This window comes from Microbacterium sp., assembly GCF_035277845.1.
Taxonomy (GTDB): domain Bacteria; phylum Actinomycetota; class Actinomycetes; order Actinomycetales; family Microbacteriaceae; genus Microbacterium.
Window position 1 is genome coordinate 18,223 of record NZ_DATEJS010000055.1, and the last position, 21,844, is coordinate 40,066.

Below are 21,844 nucleotides of genomic sequence, written 5' to 3' on the forward strand. Positions count from 1 at the left end.
CATGCGGCACCAGGCCGACGTCCTCGTCATCGGATGGGGGCTCTCCGGCCTGGTCGCCGCCTCCGAAGCCGTCGCCGCCGGCAAGCACGTCATCATCGTCGACCAGGAGCCGCGCAGCAACCTGGGCGGACAGGCGTGGTGGTCGTTCGGCGGGCTCTTCTTCATCGACTCGCCGGAGCAGCGGCGCATGGGCATCCGGGACAGCTTCGAACTCGCCCGGCAGGACTGGCTCGGCACGGCGGGGTTCGACCGCGAGGAGGACGTCTGGGCCCGCCGCTGGGCCGACGGCTACCTGCAGTTCGCCGCCGGAGAGAAGCGCGCGTGGCTGCGCGGGAAGGGCGTCGGCTTCTTCCCGGTCGTCGGCTGGGCCGAGCGCGGCGGTTACACCGCCATGGGCCCGGGCAACTCCGTCCCCCGGTTCCACATCACGTGGGGCACCGGCCCCGGCGTCGTCGAGCCGTTCGCCGCGGCCGTGGCGGAGGCCGAGGAGGGCGGTCTCGTCACGGTCCTTCCCCGCCACCGGGTGACAAGGCTCACCGTCGCGGACGGGCGGGTGACCGGGGCATCCGGGCACGTCCTCGAAGCGTCCGGAGCCGCGCGCGGCGTCGCCACCGCCCGCACGCCCGTCTCCGACTTCGAGGTCTCGGCCGAGGCCGTGGTCGTGGCCTCGGGCGGCATCGGCGGCAACCACGACCTCGTGCGGGAACAGTGGCCGAAGCGCCTGGGCAGCGCCCCCGAGTCGATGATCACCGGCGTGCCGGCGTACGTCGACGGGTCGATGCAGCAGCCTTCCGCCGACGCGGGCGCCCGGCTCGTCAACGGCGACCGCATGTGGCACTACGTCGAAGGCATCCGGAACTGGGATCCGGTGTGGCCGGACCACGGCATCCGCATCCTGCCGGGCCCGTCGTCGATCTGGCTGGATGCCACCGGCCGCCGGCTGCCGGTGCCGCTGTTCCCCGGCTTCGACACCCTGGGCACACTGCAGCACCTGCGCGCCACCGGGTACGACCACTCGTGGTTCGTGCTCTCCCGGAGGATCGTCGAGAAGGAGTTCACCCTCTCCGGCAGCGAGCAGAATCCGGATCTCACCGGCCGCGACGTGCCGGAGCTGCTGCGCGCCCGGCTGGGGCGCGGGGCATCCGACCCCGTGCAGGCCTTCCTCGACCACGGCGCCGACTTCGTGGTGCGCGACTCGCTGCCGGGCCTCATCGACGCCATGCGCGAACTGCCGGGCGGCGAGGCGCTCGACCCGCAGCGGGTGCACGACGAGGTGGTGTCCCGGGATCGCGAGATCGAGAACGAGTTCACGAAGGATGCGCAGATCGCGATGCTGCGCCAGGCGCGCGCGTTCCGCGGCGACCGGCTCATCCGCACGGCGAGCCCCCACCGGATCCTGGATCCGCAGAACGGCCCGCTCATCGCCGTGAAGCTCCACGTGATCACCCGGAAGTCCCTCGGCGGCATCCAGACCGACCTGCAGTCGCGCGCCCTCGGCGCCGACGGCGAGCCGATTCCGGGGCTGTTCGCGGTGGGCGAGGCCGCCGGGTTCGGGGGCGGCGGCGTGCACGGCTACCGAGCGCTGGAGGGCACCTTCCTCGGCGGCTGCCTGTTCTCCGGGCGGAACGCCGGACGCGCGATCGCGGCGCTCTGACGGCCGTGGCGTGCGTCGCGGGCGCCCGTGGCCGCTACAGCCAGCTGCGCTTCTTGAACATCACGTACAGGAACACCGCGAACGCCAGCATGACCAGAAGCGCCGCGGGATATCCCCACAGGAAGTGCAGCTCCGGCATGCGCACGAAGTTCATGCCGTAGATGCCGGAGATGAGGGTGGGCGCGAAGATGATGGCCGCCCAGCCCGAGATCTTCTTCATGGCGTCGTTCTGGCGCTGCGCGACGAGGGTCGCGTTGACGCTCAGCGCGTTCTGCAGGTTCTGCTTGAGCTCCTCGGTCTTCTCCACGACCCGGAGCACGTGGTCGAGCACGTCGCGGAACGAGCGGCGCAGCTCCAGGGCGGACGGGTCGCCGTGCCGGCGCCCGAGGTCGACGCGGATCGCCTCGATCAGCGCGATCAGCGGCTTCGTGGCGCGCTGGAAGTCCATCACCTCGCCGGACAGGTCGTAGATGCGCTTGGCGACCGTGCCCGCCTGGTCCGAGAACAGCTGCTGCTCGATCTCGTCGACGTCGTCCTCGAGCCCCTGCAGCACCGGCTGATACCTGTCCACGACCTCGTCGATGATCGCGTAGAAGACGCCCAGGGGGCCGTGGGACAGCAGCTCCGGGGCGGCTTCGAGCCGCGCGCGCACGAGCGCGAGGTTCGGGGACTCCGCGTGCCGCACGGCGACCAGGAAGTCCTCGCCGATGAACGTGTGCACCTCGCCGAACTCGACTTTCTCCGTCTCATCGAGATAGCGAGCCGGGCGCAGCACGACGAACAGCGTCTCACCGAAGTGGTCGAGCTTGGCGCGCTGATGGCCTTTGAGGGCGTCCTCCACCGCGAGGGGATGCAGCTGGAACTCCTCGGCCACGATCCCGAGCTCGGCCGCGTCGGGGCGGTACAGGCCGATCCAGGCGAAGCCGCCGTGCTCCTGCAGGGCTTCGAACGTGTCCTGCAACCCCGCCGGGGTCGCCACGCGGCGCCCGTCGACGTAGATCGCGTCGTCGATGACTGTCACCGACCGAGTCTCCCACAGCGGGCGCGTCGGCCCGCTGACAGCGGACGCGCGTCGGATGCCTCAGGCCGCGGATGCCGCCGACGGGCGCCGGCGCACCAGCACGTGCCCACGCCGCAGGGACACCCGCGTCCAGACACCGGCGGTGCGCACGGTCGCGACCTCGTCGCCGTGGATGAATCCGAGGGCGAACGCGGCGAACCCCACGCCGGCGGGAAGCCCGAGCAGATCGTCGTCGGGCGCGCCCCAGATGCGGGAGCGGACCGCGCGGACCACGTCCTCCCCCGCGGCATCCGGCACCGCGTGTGCGACGGACGCCATCCCGTGCTGGGCGCGCGCGGCGATGAGGGATGCGGCCATCTCACCGGCCTGCTCCCAGCCGGCCCGGGGCGGTGCGATCCCGGCCCAGGCCGTGCGCGTCGCGCTGGCGGGCAGTGCGACCGCGTCGGACCCGTCGGCGGTCAGTGCGGACGCCTGCACGACCAGGTCGCACTCGAGCTCCGGATCGATCGGCAGCACGCGCATCCCGAGCACCGTCGGGGTCGAGTCGAGGATGCCGGTCGAGGTCAGCGCCGCACAGCTCATGGCCAGGGCGCCGCCGGCGGCGCGCAGGTGCACGAGGCCGTCGTCGAGCCGCGCGGCGCGCGCGGCGAAGGTGAGCAGATCGGCGGCGGCTTCGGAATCGGCGAACACAAGGCGTGCGGACATCCTGCCCAACCTACCAATCGCGGCTGTGCGGGGGCTCCGACGCCGGGACCCTAGACTCGGAGCGCGGCCTGTGCCGCCCACACCCGGAGGCTGCGCGTGACCGACGAACCGCTCATCGACCCGATCGAGTCGCTGCTGGAGGTGCTCGATCTCGCGGAATCGGAAGCCCGCACGACGGAGGACATCTTCACCGGCGTGTCCCAGCCGATGCCGCTCGGGCGTGTGTACGGCGGCCAGGTGCTCGCGCAGTCGATCGTCGCGGCGTCCCGCACGGTGGACGGCGACCGCACCCCGCACTCGATGCACGGCTACTTCCTGCGCCCCGGCGACGCGGACCGCGGCATCACGTTCGCCGTGGACCGCATCCACGACGGACGCTCGTTCTCGACGCGTCGCACGCAGGCCTTCCAGGAGGGCGTGCCGATCTTCTCGATGATCGCGTCGTTCCAGATCGCCGACGAGGGCCTGGAGCACCAGAAGCCGATGCCGGCGGACGTTCCGCCGCCGGAGGAGCTGCCGGACGTCGAGGACCACCTCGCGGGGCTGCACCCGATGTCGAAGCGCCTGTTCACCGACCGCCCCGTGGATCTGCGGCACGTCCCGTCGCCGATCTACCTGAGCGTCGAGGGAGACCCGCAGCCCCATCAGGCGGTCTGGATGCGCACCCGACGTACGCTGCCCGACGACCCCGCGATCCACCGGGCGGCGCTCGCGTACCTCAGCGACCTGACCATCCAGGAGTCGATCCTGCGGGCGCACGGGGTGCCGTGGGCGACCCGCGGGCTCAAGGTCGCGAGCCTGGATCACGCCATGTGGTGGCACCGGCCGGGGCGCGTGGACGACTGGATGCTGTACGTGCAGCACTCCCCGAGCGCCCGCGGCGGGCGCGGTCTCGCGCACGGGCGGGTCTATCAGCGCGACGGACGTCTGCTGGCGAGCGTGGCGCAGGAGATCATGGTCCGCGTGCCGGAGGTCGCCGGATAGCGCGCTGCGGACCGGGGCGCCTGTCGTCCGCAGCGCCTCGGCTCAGCGGCGGTGGGTCAGGCTCGGCGCGTCAGCGGCGGTGCGTGAACGCCGGCGGCGGCCCCAGGTACGGCGACCAGGCGGCCCGCTCCTCGGCACTCAACCGCAGGGGACGGCCGGATGCCGCATCCACCTTCACCACGATGGTGAGCGCGCGGGCGTAGATCGTCTGCGGAGCATCCTCCGACGCGGTCTCGAGCGGTGAGCACACGTCGTAGCAGACGTCGATGCTGGACCCGCCGAGCCTGCTGAACCACAGCTGGACGTCGAGCGGATGCCGTCCGTACGGCACCGGCGCGTAGTACTCGATCTCCTGCCGCGCGATCAGCGTCAGCACGCCTGCGTGCAGGCCGGACTCGAGCACCGCGGTCGACGGTGCCGCCTCGCCCGGATCCGGCCGCCAGAAGACCCGCACGCGGGCCTCTTCGAGCAGCTTCAGCATGGCCGTGTTGTTGACATGGTTGAACGCGTCCAGGTCGCCCCATCTGAGGGGGATCGGGACGTGGAGGCGTTCGCCGTCGCCGGCCGGGCCGGAAGCCGTCGGGCTCTCAGTCACGCGTGAGCTTCCGGTAGGTCGTGCGATGCGGACGCGCAGCCTCGACGCCCAGACGCTCGACCTTGTTCCGCTCGTAGGCCTCGAAGTTGCCCTCGAACCAGTGCCACCGGTCGGGATTCTCGTCGGTGCCCTCGTACGCGAGGATGTGCGTCGCGATCCGGTCGAGGAACCACCGGTCGTGCGTCACGACCACGGCGCAGCCCGGGAACTCGAGAAGGGCGTTCTCGAGCGACTGCAGGGTCTCGACGTCGAGGTCGTTCGTGGGCTCGTCCAGAAGCAGCAGGTTGCCGCCCTGCTTGAGCGTCAGCGCGAGGTTCAGCCGGTTGCGCTCACCGCCGGAGAGCACACCCGCCTTCTTCTGCTGGTCCGGCCCCTTGAACCCGAACTTGGACACGTACGCACGTGACGGGATCTCCGTCTTGCCGACGGTGATGAAGTCGAGGCCGTCGGAGACGACCTCCCACAGCGTCTTGTCCGGGTCGATGCCGCCGCGGGACTGGTCGACATAGCTGATCTGGACGGTCTCGCCGATCTTCAGGTCGCCGCCGTCGAGCTCTTCGATGCCGACGATCGTCTTGAACAGCGTGGTCTTGCCGACGCCGTTCGGGCCGATGACGCCGACGATGCCGTTCGGCGGGAGGCTGAAACTGAGACCGTCGATGAGCGACCGGCCGTCGAAGCCCTTCTGCAGTTTCTTCGCCTCGATGACGACGCTCCCGAGGCGCGGCCCCGGCGGGATCGTGATCTCCTCGAAGTCGAGCTTGCGGGTGCGCTCGGCCTCGGCGGCCATCTCCTCGTAGCGGGCCAGGCGCGCCTTCGACTTGGCCTGGCGGCCCTTGGCGTTGCTGCGCACCCAGTCGAGCTCCTCGGCGAGGCGCTTGGCGAGTTTGGCGTCCTTCTTACCCTGAACCTCCAGGCGCTCGGCCTTCTTCTCGAGGTAGGTCGAGTAGTTGCCCTCGTAGCCGATGAGCCGGCCCCGGTCGACCTCGGCGATCCATTCCGCGACGTTGTCGAGGAAGTACCGGTCGTGGGTGATCGCGATCACCGCTCCGGGGTACTTCTGCAGGTGCTGCTCGAGCCAGAGCACGCTCTCGGCATCGAGGTGGTTCGTGGGCTCGTCGAGCAGCAGCAGGTCGGGCTTCTGCAGCAGCAGCTTGGCCAGCGCGACGCGGCGCTTCTCACCGCCGGAGAGCGGTGCGACGAGGGCGTCCCCCGGCGGGGTGCGCAGAGCGTCCATGGCCTGGTCGAGCTGGGAGTCGAGATCCCAGGCGTCAGCTGCGTCGATCTCCTCCTGGAGCGCGCCCATCTCTGCGAGCAGCGCATCGAAGTCGGCATCCGGATCCGCCATCAGCCCGGAGATCTCGTTGAAGCGGTCGACCTTCGCCTTGATGGCGATCCCGTCCTGGATGTTCTCCAGCACCGTCTTCGACTCGTCGAGCACGGGCTCCTGCATGAGGATGCCGACGCTGAAGCCCGGCGTGAGCTTGGCGTCGCCGTTGGACGGGTTGTCGAGCCCGGCCATGATCTTCAGGATCGTCGACTTACCGGCGCCGTTCGGACCGACCATGCCGATCTTGGCACCCGGAAGGAACGCCATCGTGACATCGTCGAGGATGAGCTTCTCACCGACCGCCTTGCGGGCGCGGACCATCTGGTAGATGTATTCAGCCATAACCGGACCAGTCTATGCGGGGTTCACCCCGCGATCGGGCGTCCAGCGCATGAGGCATCCGCGCTCGACACGGCGCGGCGCCCCCAGCACCGGCGGGCACCGGCCGCGGCGTGCGTCAGAACGGCGTCTCCCCCGACGCACCCGATCCGGCGAGCGCAAGCTCCGGTACGGAAGCTGCGCCGCCGCGGGCATCCGGGGCGCCGGCCGCATCGCCCCCGTCGGCTGCCACCGGACGCGCGGCGTCGTCGGGCTCGCCACCCGAGGCGGCCCACGCCTCGGGAGCACCCGCCACGGCCTTCACGAATGTGGTGGTGCCGAACAGGAGGTCATGTCCGATGCTGTCCGCCTCGATCTCGGCGGAGAAGCCCTTCGAGCCCGATCCGTTCTCCCACTCCCGCAGCTTGATCCGGCCGTGCACGACGACGCGGTCGCCACGGTGCAGCGACGCGAATCCGTGATCGGCCAGCCCGCGGAAGGCGGAGACCGCGTACCAGCTCGTGCCGGTCTCGACCCACTTGTTCTGGGTCTTGTCGAGCATGCGGTGCGAGCTTCCCACTTTGAAGCTGAGCACCGCGACGCCGCTCGGCAGGTGGCGCAGCTCGGGTTCGGTGATGTTCCCCGTGACGGTGATGGTGTCGCTCATGTGCGTTCCTCTCGGTATTCGGCGGGGAACCTCCCCGCTGTCTCCGGTGCCCGCGTGCCCTGGTTGCCGGGCACCGGAGACAGGACCACCCTGACCCGCGGGCGGTGCGCCGCGACAGGGCCGGGCCGGATCTGTGGAGAAGGCGGCACGCGGCCTCACCTGTGGACGGACCGGCCCCGAGCGCTGCCGCGGGCCGACCCTCACGAACCCGCGCAGGAGCCCCGCGCCAGCCTGCGCCGACGTCGATGTCGGAGGTCGAACGTATGTTCACGGTGAGGAGGCAGACATGACCATCATCCCGATCGACACCGCAGTCGGTGCACCGAGCCGCCCGCTCAGCGCGACACCGCGACTCGTCCCGGTGAGATCCGGGCGATGGCGGGTCGTCGACGGCGCCGGCCGCATCATCGGCCATCTCGACGATGTGAGCGATCAGCACGGCTCACGGTTCCGGGCGTCGCGCTACCGGCGCGCCACCGGTGCGCTCGTCACCGTCGGGGAGTTCCACCGCCGGACGGACGCCGTCGATGCGCTCCGTTACGCCGGCTGAACCGGATGTCAGACGACCGCGTCGACGAGAGCCGTGCCGCGGATCGCCGTCCCGGCGCGCTGGGAGACCGCCGGCCACACATCGGCGAGGATCCCGACCGCGGCGCGCAACTCCTCCGGGGCGGCGGTGAACGGGATCCGCAGACGGGCATCGTGGCCGCCGCCGATCCCGAAGCGGGGACCCGCGGTCAGGTGCAGCCCGTGCGCGTGCGCGGCGACCACGAGAGCGGTGCTGACCGGCGCACCGAGATCCACCCACAGAGACACACCCCCGTCGGGAGTGCGCGCCGTCCAGTCCGGCAGCTGCGCGGCCATGGCCTCGAGAAGCGCATCCCTGCCCGCACGCAGCAGGGCGCGCCGCTGCGGCAGGATGTCGTCCAGCCGCCGGACGGCGAGCGCGGCGATGGCCTGGTCGAGGTCCGGCGTGCCGAGATCGAACGCGGGCCGATGCGCGACGAGCCGACTGAGGAGGTCCGGTGCTGCCCGGATCCATCCCACCCGCAGACCTCCCCACACGGTCTTTCCGAGCGAGCCGAGGTGCACGATCCGGCACAGCCCGTCGGACAGCACGGGGCCGAACAGGGGTCCGTCGCCGACGGAGAGATCAGCCGTCGTCTCATCGACGATGAGGATCGTCCCGGCATGACCCGCAGCGCGGACGACGGCGTCGCGCTCGAGCGCGCTCATGCTGCGCCCGGTCGGGTTCTGGTACACGGGCATGAGGTAGGCGAGCAGCGGCCGGGTACGCGCGAAGACCTGTTCGGCCTGGTCGATGTCCCAGCCGGTCTCGCTCGACACCGGCAGCGGCACCAGACGCGCACCTGCGGCCCGCAGCGCGTCGGCTGCATGCGGATACGTGGGCGTCTCGATCGCGACGCGGTCGGCGCGTCCCACCATCACGGCTGCGATCAGGTGGATCGCCGCCTGCGCACCATTGGTGACGAGGATCTCCTCCGGCGATGTGGGCAGCCCCCGCCGGGTGTAGCGATCGGCGATGGCCGATCGCAGGCTCTCGCTGCCGATCATGTCGTATCCGGCCTGCCCGATGAACGTCGTCGCCTGCTGCATCACCTCTCCGGCGAGCGAGGCGAGGCCTGGCCACGCCGGCGGGCAGGCCTTCTGCAGGTCGATCCCGCCACGTGCTGCGCCCAGTTCGACGATCCGCTGGGATGCGGGGAGCGTGACGCTGCCTGCGCCACGGTGGCTCTCGATGTGACCGGAGTCGCGCAGGCTCTGGTAGGCCGATGCGACCGTCGTCCGGCTCACGCCGAGCTCCGCGGCGAGTTCGCGTTCCGCCGGCAGGCCCGTCCGCGCGACGATCCGGCCGTCCAGGCACAGCAGCCGCACGGCATCCGCCAACGACTCGTATGCGGGCTCGCGCTGACGCCACACACCGAGAAGAGTCGCGAGGGCCCGCGCCGACAGCCGTGTATTCATAAGGCCACCTTACGACGATTGGCCACTGACAACCGGGCCAATTTTCGGGTTGGATGGAGATATGACGCGACGGGTGGTGCAGCTGATCCTCGGCCTTGCTCTGTACGGGGTCGGCGACGGGCTCATGATCCGTGCCGGCTTCGGTCTCGACCCCTGGACGGTGTTCGCCCAGGGACTCTCGCTGCACACCGGGATCGGCGTCGGGTGGATCACGAACATCGTCGGGCTGCTGGTGCTGCTGCTGTGGATCCCCCTGCGTCAGAAGCCCGGAATCGGCACCATCGCGAACATCCTCGTCGTCGGCACCGCCATGCAGCTGACGATCACGGCGGTGCCCGAGGTGGATTCGCTCCTCCTGCGCGTCACCCTGTTCGTCACGGGCATCCTGCTCGTCGCCGTCGCGAGCGGACTCTACATCGGGGCCCATTTCGGCCCCGGGCCCCGCGACGGTCTCATGGTCGGGATGCACGCGCGCCTGGGCTGGCCGATCTGGCTCTGCCGCGGCGGGGTCGAGGTCACCGTGCTCGCGGTGGGATGGCTGCTGGGCGGCTCGGTGGGGATCGGAACGGTCGTGTTCGCGTTCGGGATCGGCCCGCTCGTCGGGCTGACCCTGCCGCTGCTGGACACGCGGCGGGCAGTGCCAGGATCGCGCCGCACCGTCCCCGTGGAGCCGGCACCGACGACGGTCGGCTACCCGGCAGGGGACGGCGACCGGTAACCTGGAACCCCTTCCCTCCGTAGCTCAGGGGACAGAGCGAGCGGTTTCTACCCGCCAGGTCGGGGGTTCGAATCCTCCCGGGGGGGCGCAGTGGCCGCAGCGGTGCGACACATCCTTCGACACTCGGGAACGATGCCGCCTCCCGCGACGTTGTCATCACTGAACCGAAACGAGTGCGCTGCGTCGACCACGCCGTGCACGAAGGGAGAAACGTCATGGCTGCTGAACACGCGATCCTCGCCGGCGGATGCTTCTGGGGCGCCCAGGAGCTGCTGCGCACCAGCCCCGGTGTGATCTCGACCCGCGTCGGATACTCGGGCGATCCCACCACCCCGAATGCGACCTACCGCCACCACGGCGATCACGCCGAGGCCGTGGAGATCGTCTTCGACCCCGACGTCATCACGTACCGGGAGCTGCTGGAGTTCTTCTTCCAGATCCACGACCCGTCCACGCGCAATCGGCAGGGCAACGACATCGGGCGCAGCTACCGCAGCGCGATCTTCTTCGCGTCCGACGAGCAGGAGCGCACCGCTCGCGACACCATCGCGGACGTCGACGCGTCCGGCCTGTGGCCGGGACCGGCCGTCACGGAGGTGGAGCCCGCCAGCGCGTTCTGGGAGGCCGAGGAAGAGCACCAGGACTACCTGCGCAAGCACCCCGGCGGCTACACCTGCCACTTCGTGCGGCCGAACTGGCGCCTGCCGCGACGCTCCGCCGACGTCTGACGGCGCCGCCGCCCGGCGGCCGATGTCCGAGCCGGTCATTAGGATGTCCCCCATGGTGGCATCTTCAGAGAACGACCGGCTGGTGTGGATCGACTGCGAGATGACGGGCCTCGATCTCGAGGTCGACGAGCTCGTCGAAGTCGCCGTGGTCGTGACGGATTTTGAGCTGCGTCCCCTCGATTCGGGGTTCCAGATCGTGATCAAGCCCGACACCTCGGCTCTCGAGCATATGAACGACTTCGTCACCAACATGCACCGCAAGTCCGGTCTGCTCGAAGAGATCCCCGGCGGCGTGACGCTCGGCGAGGCGGAGTTCGAGGTGCTCGAGTACATCCAGCGCTTCGTGCCTCTCGAGGGCAAGGCGCCTCTGGCCGGCAACACGATCGGCACAGACCGGATGTTCCTGGCCAAATACATGCCCCGGGTCGATCGCTGGCTGCACTACCGGAACATCGACGTCTCCAGCATCAAGGAGCTCTCGCACCGCTGGTTTCCGCGCGCCTACTTCAACGCCCCCGCCAAGGAGGGCGAGCACCGGGCCCTCACCGACATCCGCGAATCGATCCGGGAACTCGCCTACTACCGCCAGTCGGTGTTCGTGAGCGACCCCGGACCCTCGAGCGACGAGGCCAGAGCCGCGGCAGCGGCGGCCGTTTCGTTGTTTGCGCCCAACGTATGACAGAATCGTAGGGTTGCCCCGGCACGCCGGGGACACGGTGGGTATAGCTCAGTTGGTAGAGCACCTGGTTGTGGTCCAGGGGGTCGCGGGTTCAAGTCCCGTTACTCACCCCATATCTTCATGAGAGCAGCATGCGCATGGACGAATGGGATGCCGAAGCATTCGAGAAGCTCGTCACGGATGAGCTCGATCGACTGCCCGACGACATGATCGACGGCCTCGACAACGTCGTGTTCGTGGTGGAGGACCGCCCCGAGGACGGCAGCCTCGATCTGCTCGGTCTGTATGACGGCATCGCCCTGACGGAGCGCGACCGGTACGGCATCGGCGAGCTGCCGGACCGCATCATCCTGTACCGCGAGCCCCACCTCGCGGCGTGCGACACCGAGGCGGAGCTCCGTGACGAAGTGCACACCACCCTGGTGCACGAGATCGGACATTTCTACGGCATCGACGACGAGCGCCTTCACGAGCTGGGGTGGGCGTGACCGGCGTCGCCGCTCCCGATGTCGACGAGCGCCTGGACCAGCGGCTCGACGCCCGTGCCCTGCGTCCCTGGCAGACCGTCGTGTGGAACGATCCGGTCAACCTGATGAGCTACGTGGTCTACGTGTTCCGCACGCACTTCGGCTACAGCCGGGAGAAGGCGACCACGCTCATGCTCCACGTGCACCAGGACGGCCACGCGGTCGTGGCCGAGGGCGCCCGTGAGCAGATGGAGCTGCACGCCCGCGCGATGCACGACTACGGCCTGTGGGCGACGGTGCGGGAGGTCGACGGATGACCCCCGGTGGCGCGCTGCTGGACCTCACCCGGGCCGAGACCGCGCATCTGTCGATGCTGGTGCGGGATTTCCTGGTGGTGCTCGAGGAGTCTCCGGCGGATGACCCGGCCGTCGCGCGCCTCGTCCCCTCGGCCTACCCGGACGATCCGTCGGCGTCCGCCGACTTCCGCGCCCTGACCGAGGCGGACCTGCTCGAGACCCGCCGCGCCGACGCCCAGACCGTCCTCGACATGCTCGGACCGGTGGATGTCGCAGTGCTCGACTCGGAGGCCGCCCACGACGTCGTCCCCATCGCCGTCGACTCCGCGCATCTGCCGGCCTGGCTGCGCACCCTCACGGCGCTGCGACTGGTGCTGGCGACGCGCATCGGGATCACCGACGAGGACACGCAGCCGGTCGACGACCCTCGGTACGGTGTGTACGAGTGGCTCGCCTTCCGGCTGGATCAGCTCGTCGAGTCCGCCATGGGACGCGACTGAGGCGCAGCGGGCGTCACGGCACGTCGAACCGCAGCGTCGCCAGCCGCTGCGGAGCATCCTGCTGCACATGCACCCTCTCCTGGGCTGCCCATCGGTCCCAGTGCGGACGGTATGTGTCACCGTCCCGGGCGAGTGCTCGCCTGCGCCGGGAGTCCGCGGGCGACTCCAGCCAGACCCGGATGTCGCTCAGCGCCGCCGTCTGCTCGGTGATGATGCCGGACCCCTCGACGATGAGCGGCAGCGCCGGGTCGACCGCGTGCGCTTCCGCGTATTCTCCGGCCGTCCAGTCCCACCGCTGCCAGACACCGACCGTGCCGCGCGCATGCGGATAGAGCACGTTCGCACGCGCCGTCTCGACGCCGTCCGCGAGACCGTCCCACCCCGGGTAGAGCGAATCGAGCGCCACCAGCTGGACACGCCCGCGCAACGGCCACGCCGACACGATCGCGCGGGCGAGCGTGCTCTTTCCGGAGCCGCTGCAGCCGTCGACGAGGATGACGGGGTTCGACACCGCCTGCGCCCGCACGGCGCCCACGACCGCGGCGACAGCCGAGTCGAGGGCGAGGCGGACGGGGTCGCGACTACTTCTTGCGAGCGCGGATGACACGGCTGAGCGCACGACCCGCGACCCACACGAACGGGATGGCGACGGCGAGCATGGCGACCGGGTTGGCTTCGAATCGCAGACCGCCGGCCCGGCGCACATAGGCGCCGACGGGGATCGCCCAGCCGCCGCCTGCTCCCCCGCCGTTGCCGACGTCATCCGAACCGGCGCCGAAGCCCGACCAGGTCACGGCCACCGGGATGAAGTGCACACCGTCGACATCCTGCGGCTCGCCGTAGGCGCTGTGCACACCGAACGCCAAGGCTTGCTGGCCGAGTTCCACTGCGAGATTGGGCATGCCTCCACGCTAGCGCGCGGGCGCACCCGACGCACCCGACGCCGCGTGGCTCACGGCACCTGCCCGGGCCGGGGGTTGGACGGCAGAGCGGCGACGTCCCGCCGCGCCCCCAGCAGCGTCGCGCGCGTGACGGCGCCCTTGCCGAAGCGCGCCGACACGTCATCGACCGCACCCTCCAGGCTCCGCCACTCCTCGTCGTCGTCCCAGAGACCGGCGACGGTGCCGCTCGCCGGTCGCAGCTTCTCAGCGCGCACACCCACGAGACGGACGGCCTGGCGCCGCTCGAGCGCGTCGAACAGGTCGAGCGCCGCCTCGCCGATGCGCTGGCCGACCGACGTGGGCGTGGGGAGCGTCTGGGTGCGGGTCACGGTCGTGAAATCGGCGAACCGGATCTTGATCGACACCGAGCCGGCCGTCCATTCCTGGGCGCGCAGGCGTGCCCCGACGCGATCGGCGAGACGTCGCAGCTCGCTTCGCAGCACGCCGGCATCCGCGATGTCGGCGTGGAACGTCTCCTCGTGGCCGACGCTCTTCTCCACCCGCTCCGTCTCGACGACGCGGGGGTCGATGCCGCGTGCGAGGTCGCCGATGCGCTCCGCCATGGCGGGGCCGAGCGCACGCACCAGCACCGCCTGCGGTGTGCGGATCACGTCGGCGACGGTGTGGATGCCCCGCCCCGCCAGGGCTTCGGCGGCCTTGGGGCCCACGCCCCACAGCGCGCGCACGCTGCGCGGCTCGAGGAACTCGAGGGTGCGGTGTGCGGGAACGATGAGCAGCCCGTCGGGCTTGCTGATCGTCGATGCCATCTTGGCGACGTGCTTGGTCGACGCGACCCCCACGCTGCAGACGATGCCCACCTCGTCGAGGATGCGCTCGCGCAGCATGACCGCGATCGTGCCGGGGCTCCCCCACAGTCGCCGGGCCCCACCCACGTCGAGGAACGCCTCGTCGATCGAGAGCGGCTCGACGAGCGGCGTGATGCTGCGGAACACGTCGAAGACCTGGCGCGACACCTCGACGTACCGCTCGAAGCGCGGGGCGACGGTGATCGCATGCGGGCACAATCGGAGCGCCTGCGACACGGGCATCGCGGATCGGACGCCGAACCGCCGCGCCTCGTACGACGCACTCGAGACCACGCTGCGCCCCTCGGGTGCGCCGATGATGAGCGCCTTGCCCCGCAGCGACGGATCGTCGAGCACCGCGACGGATGCGTAGAACGCATCCATGTCGACGTGCAGGATGCGGGTGCCGCTGTCGTCCGCGCCCGGCCGCGAGACCAGGCGCCCCGTTCCGTCCGCGCGACCCATCCCCCTATTGTGACGCGACCCTCCGACATCGAGGTCGGAGGGTCGCGTCGCGGAGTCCCGCGGTGTCAGGATCCGGCGCGCTCCAGGATGAGCTCGCGCACGCGGGCGGCATCCGCCTGGCCCTTCATCGCCTTCATGACAGCGCCGATGACGGCGCCGGCGGCCTGCACCTTGCCGTCGCGGATCTTCTCGAGGACGTCGGGCTGGGAGGCGAGCGCCTCGTCGATCGCGGCGATCAGCGCGCCGTCGTCGGACACGACCGCGAGTCCCCGGGCGTCGACGATCTGCTGCGGCGTCCCCTCGCCCGCGACCATGCCCTCGAGCACCTGGCGGGCGAGCTTGTCGGTCAGCGTGCCGGCGTCGACGAGCTGCTGCAGCGCCGCCACATCGGCCGGCGCCACCAGCTCGGTCGCTTCGCGCTCCTGCAGATTCGCGAGTCGTGCGATCTCACCGGTCCACCATTTGCGGGCCGCGGCCGGGCTGGTGCCGGCGGCGACGGTCGCCTCCACCTCGGCGAGCACGCCGCCGTTGACGACGTCCTGGAATTCGAGGTCGGTGCAGCCCCACTCGGCCTTGAGGCGACGGCGACGCTCGGCGGGCGGCTCGGGCAGCGCGGCGCGCAGCTGTTCGATGAGCTCGAGCGACGGCTCGACGGGCAGCAGATCCGGCTCCGGGAAGTACCGGTAGTCGTCGGCGTCCGACTTCGGACGTCCGGGCGACGTGGTGCCGGTGTCCTCGTGCCAGTGACGCGTCTCCTGGGTGATGGAACCGCCGTCGGCGAGGATCGCCGCCTGCCGCTGGATCTCGTACCGCACGGCGCGCTCGACGGAGCGCATCGAGTTGACGTTCTTCGTCTCGGTGCGCGTGCCGAGTCGCTCCTGCCCGCGCGGGCGCAACGACACGTTCGCGTCGCAGCGGAGGTTGCCGCGCTCCATGCGGGCATCCGAGATCCCGAGTGCCAGCACGAGGTCGCGGATGGTGCGCACGTACGCCGCGGCGAGCGCGGGCGCCCGGTGCTCCGCGCCGAAGATCGGACGCGTCACGATCTCGACGAGCGGCACCCCGGCACGGTTGTAGTCGACGAGCGAGTACTCGGCGCCCTGGATGCGACCGGTCGAGCCGCCCACGTGGGTGAGCTTGCCGGCATCCTCCTCCATGTGCGCACGTTCGATCGGGATCTTCACGAGCTCGCCGCCCTCGAGTTCCACCTCGACCTGCCCGTCGAACGCGATGGGCTCGTCGTACTGGGAGATCTGGTAGTTCTTGCCGAGGTCCGGGTAGAAGTAGTTCTTGCGGGCGAAACGGCTCGACGGCGCGATCGAGCAGCCGAGGGCGAGGCCCAGGCTGATCGAGTACCGCACGGCCTGCTCGTTGACCACCGGCAGCGAACCGGGAAGACCGAGATCGACGGGCGCGAGGTCGGTGTTGGGATCGCGGCCGAACGAGTTCGGCGCGGCCGAGAACATCTTCGTCTTGGTGTTCAGCTCGACGTGCACCTCGAAGCCGAGCACCGGCTCGAACAGCTCCAGCGCCTTGTCGAAGTCCATCAGGGTGTCCTTGGCCATCAGCGGGCTCCCGTCGATCCGGTGGTGGGGGTGAGGGCCGGGGCGCGATCGAGCAGCGGGGCTCCCCAGCTGTCGACCAGCGCCGCCTCGAGCGCTGCACCGACGCGGTACAGGCGGGCATCCTCCCGCGCGGGCGCGAGGAACTGGATGCCGACGGGCAGGCCGTCCTCGGCGGCGAGGCCCGACGGGATCGAGATCCCCGGCACGCCGGCGAGGTTCGCGGGGATCGTGGTCACGTCGTTGAGGTACATCTGCAGCGGGTCGTCGATCCGCTCGCCGATCCGGAACGCGGTGGTCGGGGCGGAGGGCGTGGCGATGACGTCCACCTGGGCGAACGCCGACGCGAAGTCCTGCTGGATGAGCGTGCGCACCTTCTGGGCGCTGCCGTAGTAGGCGTCGTAGTACCCGGCCGACAGCGCGTAGGTGCCCAGGATGATGCGGCGCTTGACCTCTTCGCCGAACCCGGCGTCGCGGGTCGCGGCCATGACGTCCTCGACGGTGCCTCCCGTGTTCGCCACCCGCATGCCGAAGCGCACCGAGTCGAACTTGGCCAGGTTGCTGGACGCCTCGGCGGGAAGGATCAGGTAGTAGGCGGCGACGCCGTATTCGAAGTGCGGCGCGCTGATCTCGACGATCTCGGCGCCGTGCGCCTGCATGAGGTCGAGCGAGGCACGGAAGGAGGCCGCGACGCCGGGCTGGAACCCGCTGTCCGGCAGCTCCGTGATCACACCGACCCGCAGACCCTTGAGGACGTCGCCCGAGGCGCCCTCGCGGGCTGCCGCGGCGAACGACGGCCAGGCGTCGGTGAGCGAGGTCGAGTCGCGGTGGTCGTGACCGCCGATGACATCGTGCAGCAGCCCGGAGTCGAGCACGGTGCGCGTGACGGGCCCGACCTGGTCGAGAGACGAGGCCAGCGCGATCGCGCCGTACCGGCTCACGCCGCCGTACGTCGGCTTCATCCCGACGGTGCCGGTGACGTGGGCGGGCTGGCGGATCGAGCCGCCTGTGTCGGAGCCGAGTGCGAGGGGAGCCTCGAACGCGGCGACGGCCGCCGCCGATCCACCGCCCGAGCCGCCGGGGATGCGGTCGAGGTCCCACGGGTTGCGGGTCGGGCCGTAGGCTGAGTGCTCGGTCGACGAGCCCATGGCGAACTCGTCCATGTTCGTCTTGCCGAGGGGCACGAGGCCGGCTGCGCGCGCCCGGGCGACGACGGTCGCGTCGAACGGCGACATGTAGCCCTCGAGGATCTTCGATCCGCTCGTGGAGGGCATGTCGGTGGTGACGAGGACGTCCTTGATCGCGAGCGGCACGCCGGCCAGTTCACCGAGGGCCTCTCCGGCCGCGCGGCGACGGTCGATGCCCTCGGCCACGGCGACGGCCTGGCCGTTGACGTGCAGGAACGCGTGCACGTCGCCGTCCACGGCGGCGATGCGGTCCAGGTGCGCACGGGTCGCCTCGACGCTGGAGATGTCGCCCGCCGCGAGCTTCGCGGCCAGGTCGGCAGCGGAAAGCCGGATGATGTCGGTCACTGTGCTTCCCTCTGTCACTGTTCTTCACCGAGGATCGCGGTCACGCGGAAGCGACCGTCGGCGGCATCCGGCGCATTCTGCAGCGCCTGCTCGCGGGTGAGCGTCTCGCCCACTTCGTCGGGACGGTAGACGTTCGACAGCGGGATCGGATGACTCGTCGCGACAACGTCGGGCGTCGCGACCTGCGACACCTTGGCGATGTTGTCGACGATCACGTCGAGCTGGCCGGTGAGGCGCGTGACCTCGTCGTCGCTCAGCTGGATCCGCGCGAGAACGCCGAGATGGCGCACAAGATCGGGGGTGATTTCAGACACTCCCCCATTCTAGGCGGGCGCCTGTTTCGGCTCCGTGTCGGGTCCGGCCCGGAGCCTTCCGACGCGTGACGCGGCCGCCGGGCGTCACGCGTCCAGCGCGTCCGGCCCCTGTTCGACGAGGATCTTGAACTGCGCGGCGTCCAGGATGCGGATGCCGAGCTCCTCCGCCTTCGCGAGCTTGGATCCCGCCCCGGGCCCGGCCGCGACGAAGTCCGTCTTCTTGGACACGCTGGACGCCGCCTTGCCGCCGGCGGCGATGATCGCCTCCTGGGCGCCGTCGCGCGTGTAGCCCTCGAGCGAACCGGTCGCGACGACCGTGAGCCCGTCGAGAACGCCCCCGCCCGCCGTCACCGCTCCGGGACCGGGGTGTCCGGGAGTGGCCCACTGGACGCCGGCGGCGGTCCACCGCTCGACGATCTCGCGGTGCCAGTCGACCTCGAACCACTCCAGCAGCGAGTCGGCGATGATCGAGCCGACCCCTTCGACCTGCGCGAGGTCTTCCCGGGAGGCGGCGCGGATGGCGTCGAGGGAGCCGAACCACTGGGCGAGGGCGCGCGCGGCGACGGGCCCGACGTGGCGGATGTTGAGCGACACGAGAAGCCGCCACAGCTCCTTGGTCTTGGCCCTTTCGAGCTCGGCGAGCAGCTTCACGGCGGTGCTGGACGGCTGTCGCGCGTTCATGCCCTCGCGCTTCTCCGCCGCCGTGGCGTTGCGCCGGAACGGCGAGCGCTTCTTGACCTCGCCCTCGTCATCCTCCTTCGGCAGGCCGGTCTCGGCGTCCCGGACGACGACCTCGATCGGCACGAGTTCGTCGAGCGTCAGTTCGAACAGCCGCGCCTCCGTCGGCAGCGGGGCGGCGACGGGACCGGCGGGCTGCGTGAGCGCCGCGGCGGTGACCTCGCCCAGCGCCTCGATGTCCAGCGCGCCGCGCGATCCGATGTGCTCCACCCGCCCGCGCACCTGGGCCGGGCAGGCCCGGGCGTTCGGGCAGCGCAGATCGATGTCGCCCTCCTTCATGGGGCGCAGCGTCGAGCCGCACTCGGGACACGCCTCCGGCATGTGCCACTCGCGTTGCGAGCCGTCGCGCCGTTCGATAACGGCACCGAGGATCTCGGGGATGACGTCGCCGGCCTTGCGGAGCACGACGGTGTCGCCGATCATCACTCCCTTCGCCTTCACGACCTGCTGGTTGTGCAGCGTCGCCTGCCGGACGGTGGAGCCAGCCACCCGCACTGGCTCCATCACCGCGTAGGGGGTCGCCCGGCCGGTGCGCCCGACGCCGACGATGATGTCGAGCAGCGTCGTGTAGACCTCTTCGGGCGGGTACTTGTACGCGATCGCCCAGCGCGGGGCACGGCTGGTCGCACCGAGCACGTCGTGCAGCGCGAGCTCGTCGACCTTGACCACGATGCCGTCGATCTCGTGCTCGATGTCGTGGCGGTGCTCGCCGCGCGCGGCGATGTAGTCGGCGACCTGGTCGATGGTGTCGAACACCCGCGTGTGCGGCGAGACCGGCAGCCCCCAGCCGGCCAGCACGTCGTAGATCTCGGACTGGTTCGGCACGTCGGGATGCTGCCAGGCGCCGATGCCGTGCAGGTACAGCGAGAGGCGGCCGAGGCGTTCGCGCATCAGTCGCAGCTGTTCGGGCGTCTTGTTCTCGGTGCGCTGGCGCAGGCTGCCCGCCGCCGTGTTGCGGGCGTTCGCGAACTCCGGGAACCGGGTGGGGATCGCCTCGGCGTCGCGCCCCTTGGCGAGCTGCTCGGCCACCCAGGCCGCCTGCAGGCTGTGCTGGCGCTCGTTCAGCGCCTCGAAGTCCGCGCCGCGCAGGAACACCTCGCCGCGCACCTCGAAGAACGCCGGCCAGCCGGCCCCGGACAGCCGCCTCGGGATCGCGGGGATCCACTCGACGTTCTCGGTGATGTCCTCGCCGACGCGCCCGTCGCCCCGGGTGGTGGCGGTCTCGAGCACCCCGTCGCGATAGGCCAGGCTGATCGCGAGCCCGTCGATCTTGAGCTCGCTGAGCCACCGCACCGGCTGGCCGGCGGCTTCGCGGGTCTTGTGCGCCCAGTCGCGCAGCTCGTCGATGGAGAAGACGTTGTCGAGGCTGAGCATGCGCTCCGCGTGCTCGTGCGGCGGGAAACCGACCGAGACGATGCCCGCACCCACCTGCTGGGTCGGGCTGTCGGCGGAGATCAGCTCCGGGAACGCCCGCTCCAGCGCCTCGAGCTCGTGGATCTTCTCGTCGTACTGGGCGTCGCTGACGAGACTCGCACCTTCGGAGTAGTAGACCACCCGGTACTGCTCGATGAGCTCACGCAGGGCTGTCGCCGCGCTGCGCGCCTGGTCGAAATCGATCGTGGTCTCGTCGCCTGGCTCGGTCACCCCGCCAGTCTAGGAGGCGCCTCGGACATCGACCGGGCGGCGGATCACACGCCCGCGGGCACCGCCGACACCGTGCGCGCGATCGTGAACTGGCCGATCACCCGCGTGCCGTCGTAGAGCACCGCCGTCTGGCCGGGCGCGACGCCCTCGAACGGGGCATCCGGACGCACCACGACCTCGCCGCCCCGCAGCTCGGCACGGGCCGGCACCGGGTCGGCGTGCGCGCGGATCTGCACGTCGCACGCGAACGCATCCGTCTCGGGCGCGCGCCCCGCCCACGAGAACCGGTCGCCCGCGATCTCGCCGATCGACAGGGCCTCTTTCGGTCCCACCACGACCGTGTTCGACACGGGTCGCACCTCGAGGACGAACCGCGGCTTCCCATCGGGCGCCGGCACGCCGAGCTTCAGTCCGCGTCGCTGCCCGACCGTGAACGCGTGCGCCCCCTCGTGCCGGCCGATGACCGCTCCGGCGGCATCCACGATGTCGCCGGACTCGGCGCCCACCTTGTCGGCCAGCCAGCCACGGGTGTCCCCGTCCGGGATGAAGCAGATGTCGTAGCTGTCCGGCTTCTGCGCCACGGTCAGACCGCGCTCGGCGGCCTCCGCGCGCACGATCGCCTTCGACGGCGTGGACCCGAGCGGGAAGTACGTGTGCGCCAGCTGCTCGGCGTCGAGCACGCCGAGCACGTACGACTGGTCCTTCGCCGCGTCGGAGGCGCGGTGCAGCTCCCGACCCGCCGCGGTGTCGACGAGCGTGGCGTAGTGGCCGGTGCAGACGGCGTCGAAACCGAGCTCCAGCGCGCGCTCGAGGAGTGCCGCGAACTTGATCTTCTCGTTGCAGCGCATGCACGGGTTGGGGGTGCGCCCCGCCTGGTACTCGGCGACGAAGTCGGCGATCACGTCGTCGCGGAAGCGCTCCGAGAAATCCCACACGTAGAAGGGGATGCCGAGCAGGTCGGCTGCCCGCCGGGCGTCGAGTGCATCCTCGATGGTGCAGCACCCGCGGCTTCCCGTGCGCAGCGTGCCGCCGGCGCGGGACAGCGCGAGGTGCACGCCGACGACGTCGTGGCCGGCGTCGACCGCGCGCGCCGCGGCGACGGCGGAGTCCACTCCCCCGCTCATGGCCGCCAGAACACGCATGGAGCCCAGTCTACGAGCGGGACGTGGGTGCCGGCTGGGCGACCGCGGCGCC

Annotated in this window: 23 protein-coding genes and 2 tRNA genes; 11 read left to right on the forward strand and 14 right to left on the reverse strand. The window is 70.7% G+C overall.

All coding sequences use genetic code 11. The annotated features are described in order from the left end of the window. Position 1 precedes the first annotated feature (1 nt). Positions 2–1,654 (forward strand): FAD-binding dehydrogenase, encoded by a 1,653-nt coding sequence (locus VJR25_RS02115; RefSeq protein ID WP_324112072.1) that lies wholly within the window; start codon positions 2–4, stop codon positions 1,652–1,654. A 34-nt stretch (positions 1,655–1,688) separates the two neighbouring features. Here the strand turns inward: VJR25_RS02115 and corA are convergent, their stop codons facing one another. Next, on the reverse strand, positions 1,689–2,675 hold the full coding sequence (gene corA / locus VJR25_RS02120; protein WP_324112026.1) for a magnesium/cobalt transporter CorA: 987 nt from the start codon (positions 2,673–2,675) through the stop codon (positions 1,689–1,691). 60 nt (positions 2,676–2,735) lie between these two features. Continuing rightward, on the reverse strand, positions 2,736–3,380 hold the full coding sequence (locus tag VJR25_RS02125; protein ID WP_324112028.1) for a hypothetical protein: 645 nt from the start codon (positions 3,378–3,380) through the stop codon (positions 2,736–2,738). Between the two features lie 96 nt (positions 3,381–3,476). Here VJR25_RS02125 and VJR25_RS02130 point away from each other — a divergent pair, with 96 nt between their 5' ends. Then, positions 3,477–4,364, forward strand: a complete 888-nt coding sequence (locus tag VJR25_RS02130; protein WP_324112031.1) for an acyl-CoA thioesterase II — start codon at positions 3,477–3,479, stop codon at positions 4,362–4,364. 70 nt (positions 4,365–4,434) lie between these two features. On the opposite strand, the gene VJR25_RS02135 is transcribed toward VJR25_RS02130, so the two are convergent. The 3 genes from VJR25_RS02135 to VJR25_RS02145 all read right to left on the reverse strand — a co-directional run bounded on the left by VJR25_RS02135 (position 4,435) and on the right by VJR25_RS02145 (position 7,274). Beyond that, positions 4,435–4,959: a thioesterase family protein gene (locus tag VJR25_RS02135; RefSeq protein ID WP_324112033.1), complete on the reverse strand. Its 525-nt coding sequence runs from the start codon at positions 4,957–4,959 to the stop codon at positions 4,435–4,437. Beyond that, complete coding sequence (ettA, locus tag VJR25_RS02140; RefSeq protein ID WP_324112036.1) at positions 4,952–6,631, reverse strand: energy-dependent translational throttle protein EttA; 1,680 nt, start codon at positions 6,629–6,631, stop codon at positions 4,952–4,954. Before ettA ends, VJR25_RS02135 begins: the two co-directional genes overlap by 8 nt. Positions 6,632–6,746: 115 nt before the next feature. Next, complete coding sequence (locus VJR25_RS02145) at positions 6,747–7,274, reverse strand: single-stranded DNA-binding protein (protein ID WP_324112038.1); 528 nt, start codon at positions 7,272–7,274, stop codon at positions 6,747–6,749. Between the two features lie 286 nt (positions 7,275–7,560). Between VJR25_RS02145 and VJR25_RS02150 the strand changes: the two genes are divergently transcribed. Continuing rightward, positions 7,561–7,824, forward strand: coding sequence for a hypothetical protein (locus VJR25_RS02150; RefSeq protein WP_324112040.1), 264 nt, complete (start codon positions 7,561–7,563; stop codon positions 7,822–7,824). Between the two features lie 8 nt (positions 7,825–7,832). Here VJR25_RS02150 and VJR25_RS02155 read toward each other — a convergent pair whose 3' ends face one another. Beyond that, entirely contained in the window at positions 7,833–9,260 is a 1,428-nt protein-coding gene (locus VJR25_RS02155; protein WP_324112042.1) for a PLP-dependent aminotransferase family protein, read from the reverse strand. A gap of 61 nt (positions 9,261–9,321) precedes the next feature. Here VJR25_RS02155 and VJR25_RS02160 point away from each other — a divergent pair, with 61 nt between their 5' ends. From VJR25_RS02160 to VJR25_RS02195, 8 genes are all read left to right on the forward strand, one after another. Beyond that, positions 9,322–9,978 carry a hypothetical protein gene (locus VJR25_RS02160; protein WP_324112044.1) on the forward strand — a complete coding sequence of 219 codons (657 nt, stop codon included), beginning with the start codon at positions 9,322–9,324 and terminating at the stop codon, positions 9,976–9,978. A gap of 13 nt (positions 9,979–9,991) precedes the next feature. After that, positions 9,992–10,064, forward strand: a tRNA-Arg gene (locus tag VJR25_RS02165). Positions 10,065–10,193: 129 nt separating this feature from the next. Continuing rightward, positions 10,194–10,706: a peptide-methionine (S)-S-oxide reductase MsrA gene (gene msrA / locus VJR25_RS02170; protein ID WP_324112047.1), complete on the forward strand. Its 513-nt coding sequence runs from the start codon at positions 10,194–10,196 to the stop codon at positions 10,704–10,706. Between the two features lie 52 nt (positions 10,707–10,758). Next, positions 10,759–11,385, forward strand: a complete 627-nt coding sequence (gene orn, locus VJR25_RS02175) for an oligoribonuclease (protein WP_324112049.1) — start codon at positions 10,759–10,761, stop codon at positions 11,383–11,385. A 37-nt stretch (positions 11,386–11,422) separates the two neighbouring features. Continuing rightward, positions 11,423–11,498 (forward strand) — tRNA-His (locus VJR25_RS02180). An 18-nt stretch (positions 11,499–11,516) separates the two neighbouring features. Then, complete coding sequence (locus VJR25_RS02185; RefSeq protein WP_324112051.1) at positions 11,517–11,873, forward strand: metallopeptidase family protein; 357 nt, start codon at positions 11,517–11,519, stop codon at positions 11,871–11,873. Further along, positions 11,864–12,169: an ATP-dependent Clp protease adapter ClpS gene (gene clpS, locus VJR25_RS02190; protein ID WP_414683706.1), complete on the forward strand. Its 306-nt coding sequence runs from the start codon at positions 11,864–11,866 to the stop codon at positions 12,167–12,169. The genes VJR25_RS02185 and clpS overlap by 10 nt, the downstream gene beginning before the upstream one ends. Continuing rightward, positions 12,166–12,648: a DUF2017 family protein gene (locus VJR25_RS02195; RefSeq protein ID WP_324112053.1), complete on the forward strand. Its 483-nt coding sequence runs from the start codon at positions 12,166–12,168 to the stop codon at positions 12,646–12,648. The genes clpS and VJR25_RS02195 overlap by 4 nt, the downstream gene beginning before the upstream one ends. A 13-nt stretch (positions 12,649–12,661) precedes the next feature. On the opposite strand, the gene VJR25_RS02200 is transcribed toward VJR25_RS02195, so the two are convergent. The 8 genes from VJR25_RS02200 to mnmA form a co-directional block, all read right to left on the reverse strand. Then, positions 12,662–13,255: a hypothetical protein gene (locus tag VJR25_RS02200; protein WP_324112055.1), complete on the reverse strand. Its 594-nt coding sequence runs from the start codon at positions 13,253–13,255 to the stop codon at positions 12,662–12,664. Beyond that, on the reverse strand, positions 13,230–13,550 hold the full coding sequence (locus VJR25_RS02205) for a hypothetical protein (RefSeq protein ID WP_324112057.1): 321 nt from the start codon (positions 13,548–13,550) through the stop codon (positions 13,230–13,232). Before VJR25_RS02205 ends, VJR25_RS02200 begins: the two co-directional genes overlap by 26 nt. A 50-nt stretch (positions 13,551–13,600) precedes the next feature. Continuing rightward, positions 13,601–14,860, reverse strand: a complete 1,260-nt coding sequence (gene dinB / locus VJR25_RS02210) for a DNA polymerase IV (RefSeq protein ID WP_324112059.1) — start codon at positions 14,858–14,860, stop codon at positions 13,601–13,603. A gap of 65 nt (positions 14,861–14,925) precedes the next feature. After that, positions 14,926–16,425 (reverse strand): Asp-tRNA(Asn)/Glu-tRNA(Gln) amidotransferase subunit GatB, encoded by a 1,500-nt coding sequence (gatB, locus tag VJR25_RS02215; RefSeq protein WP_324112061.1) that lies wholly within the window; start codon positions 16,423–16,425, stop codon positions 14,926–14,928. Further along, positions 16,425–17,954, reverse strand: a complete 1,530-nt coding sequence (gatA, locus tag VJR25_RS02220) for an Asp-tRNA(Asn)/Glu-tRNA(Gln) amidotransferase subunit GatA (RefSeq protein ID WP_324112063.1) — start codon at positions 17,952–17,954, stop codon at positions 16,425–16,427. The genes gatB and gatA overlap by 1 nt, the downstream gene beginning before the upstream one ends. A gap of 14 nt (positions 17,955–17,968) precedes the next feature. Then, positions 17,969–18,268 (reverse strand): Asp-tRNA(Asn)/Glu-tRNA(Gln) amidotransferase subunit GatC, encoded by a 300-nt coding sequence (gatC, locus tag VJR25_RS02225; RefSeq protein WP_324112065.1) that lies wholly within the window; start codon positions 18,266–18,268, stop codon positions 17,969–17,971. Positions 18,269–18,352: 84 nt separating this feature from the next. Further along, a complete protein-coding gene (gene ligA / locus VJR25_RS02230; protein WP_324112067.1) occupies positions 18,353–20,650 on the reverse strand; it encodes an NAD-dependent DNA ligase LigA in 2,298 nt (765 codons plus the stop codon). A gap of 44 nt (positions 20,651–20,694) precedes the next feature. Continuing rightward, complete coding sequence (gene mnmA, locus VJR25_RS02235; RefSeq protein WP_324112068.1) at positions 20,695–21,792, reverse strand: tRNA 2-thiouridine(34) synthase MnmA; 1,098 nt, start codon at positions 21,790–21,792, stop codon at positions 20,695–20,697. Positions 21,793–21,844: the final 52 nt, after the last annotated feature.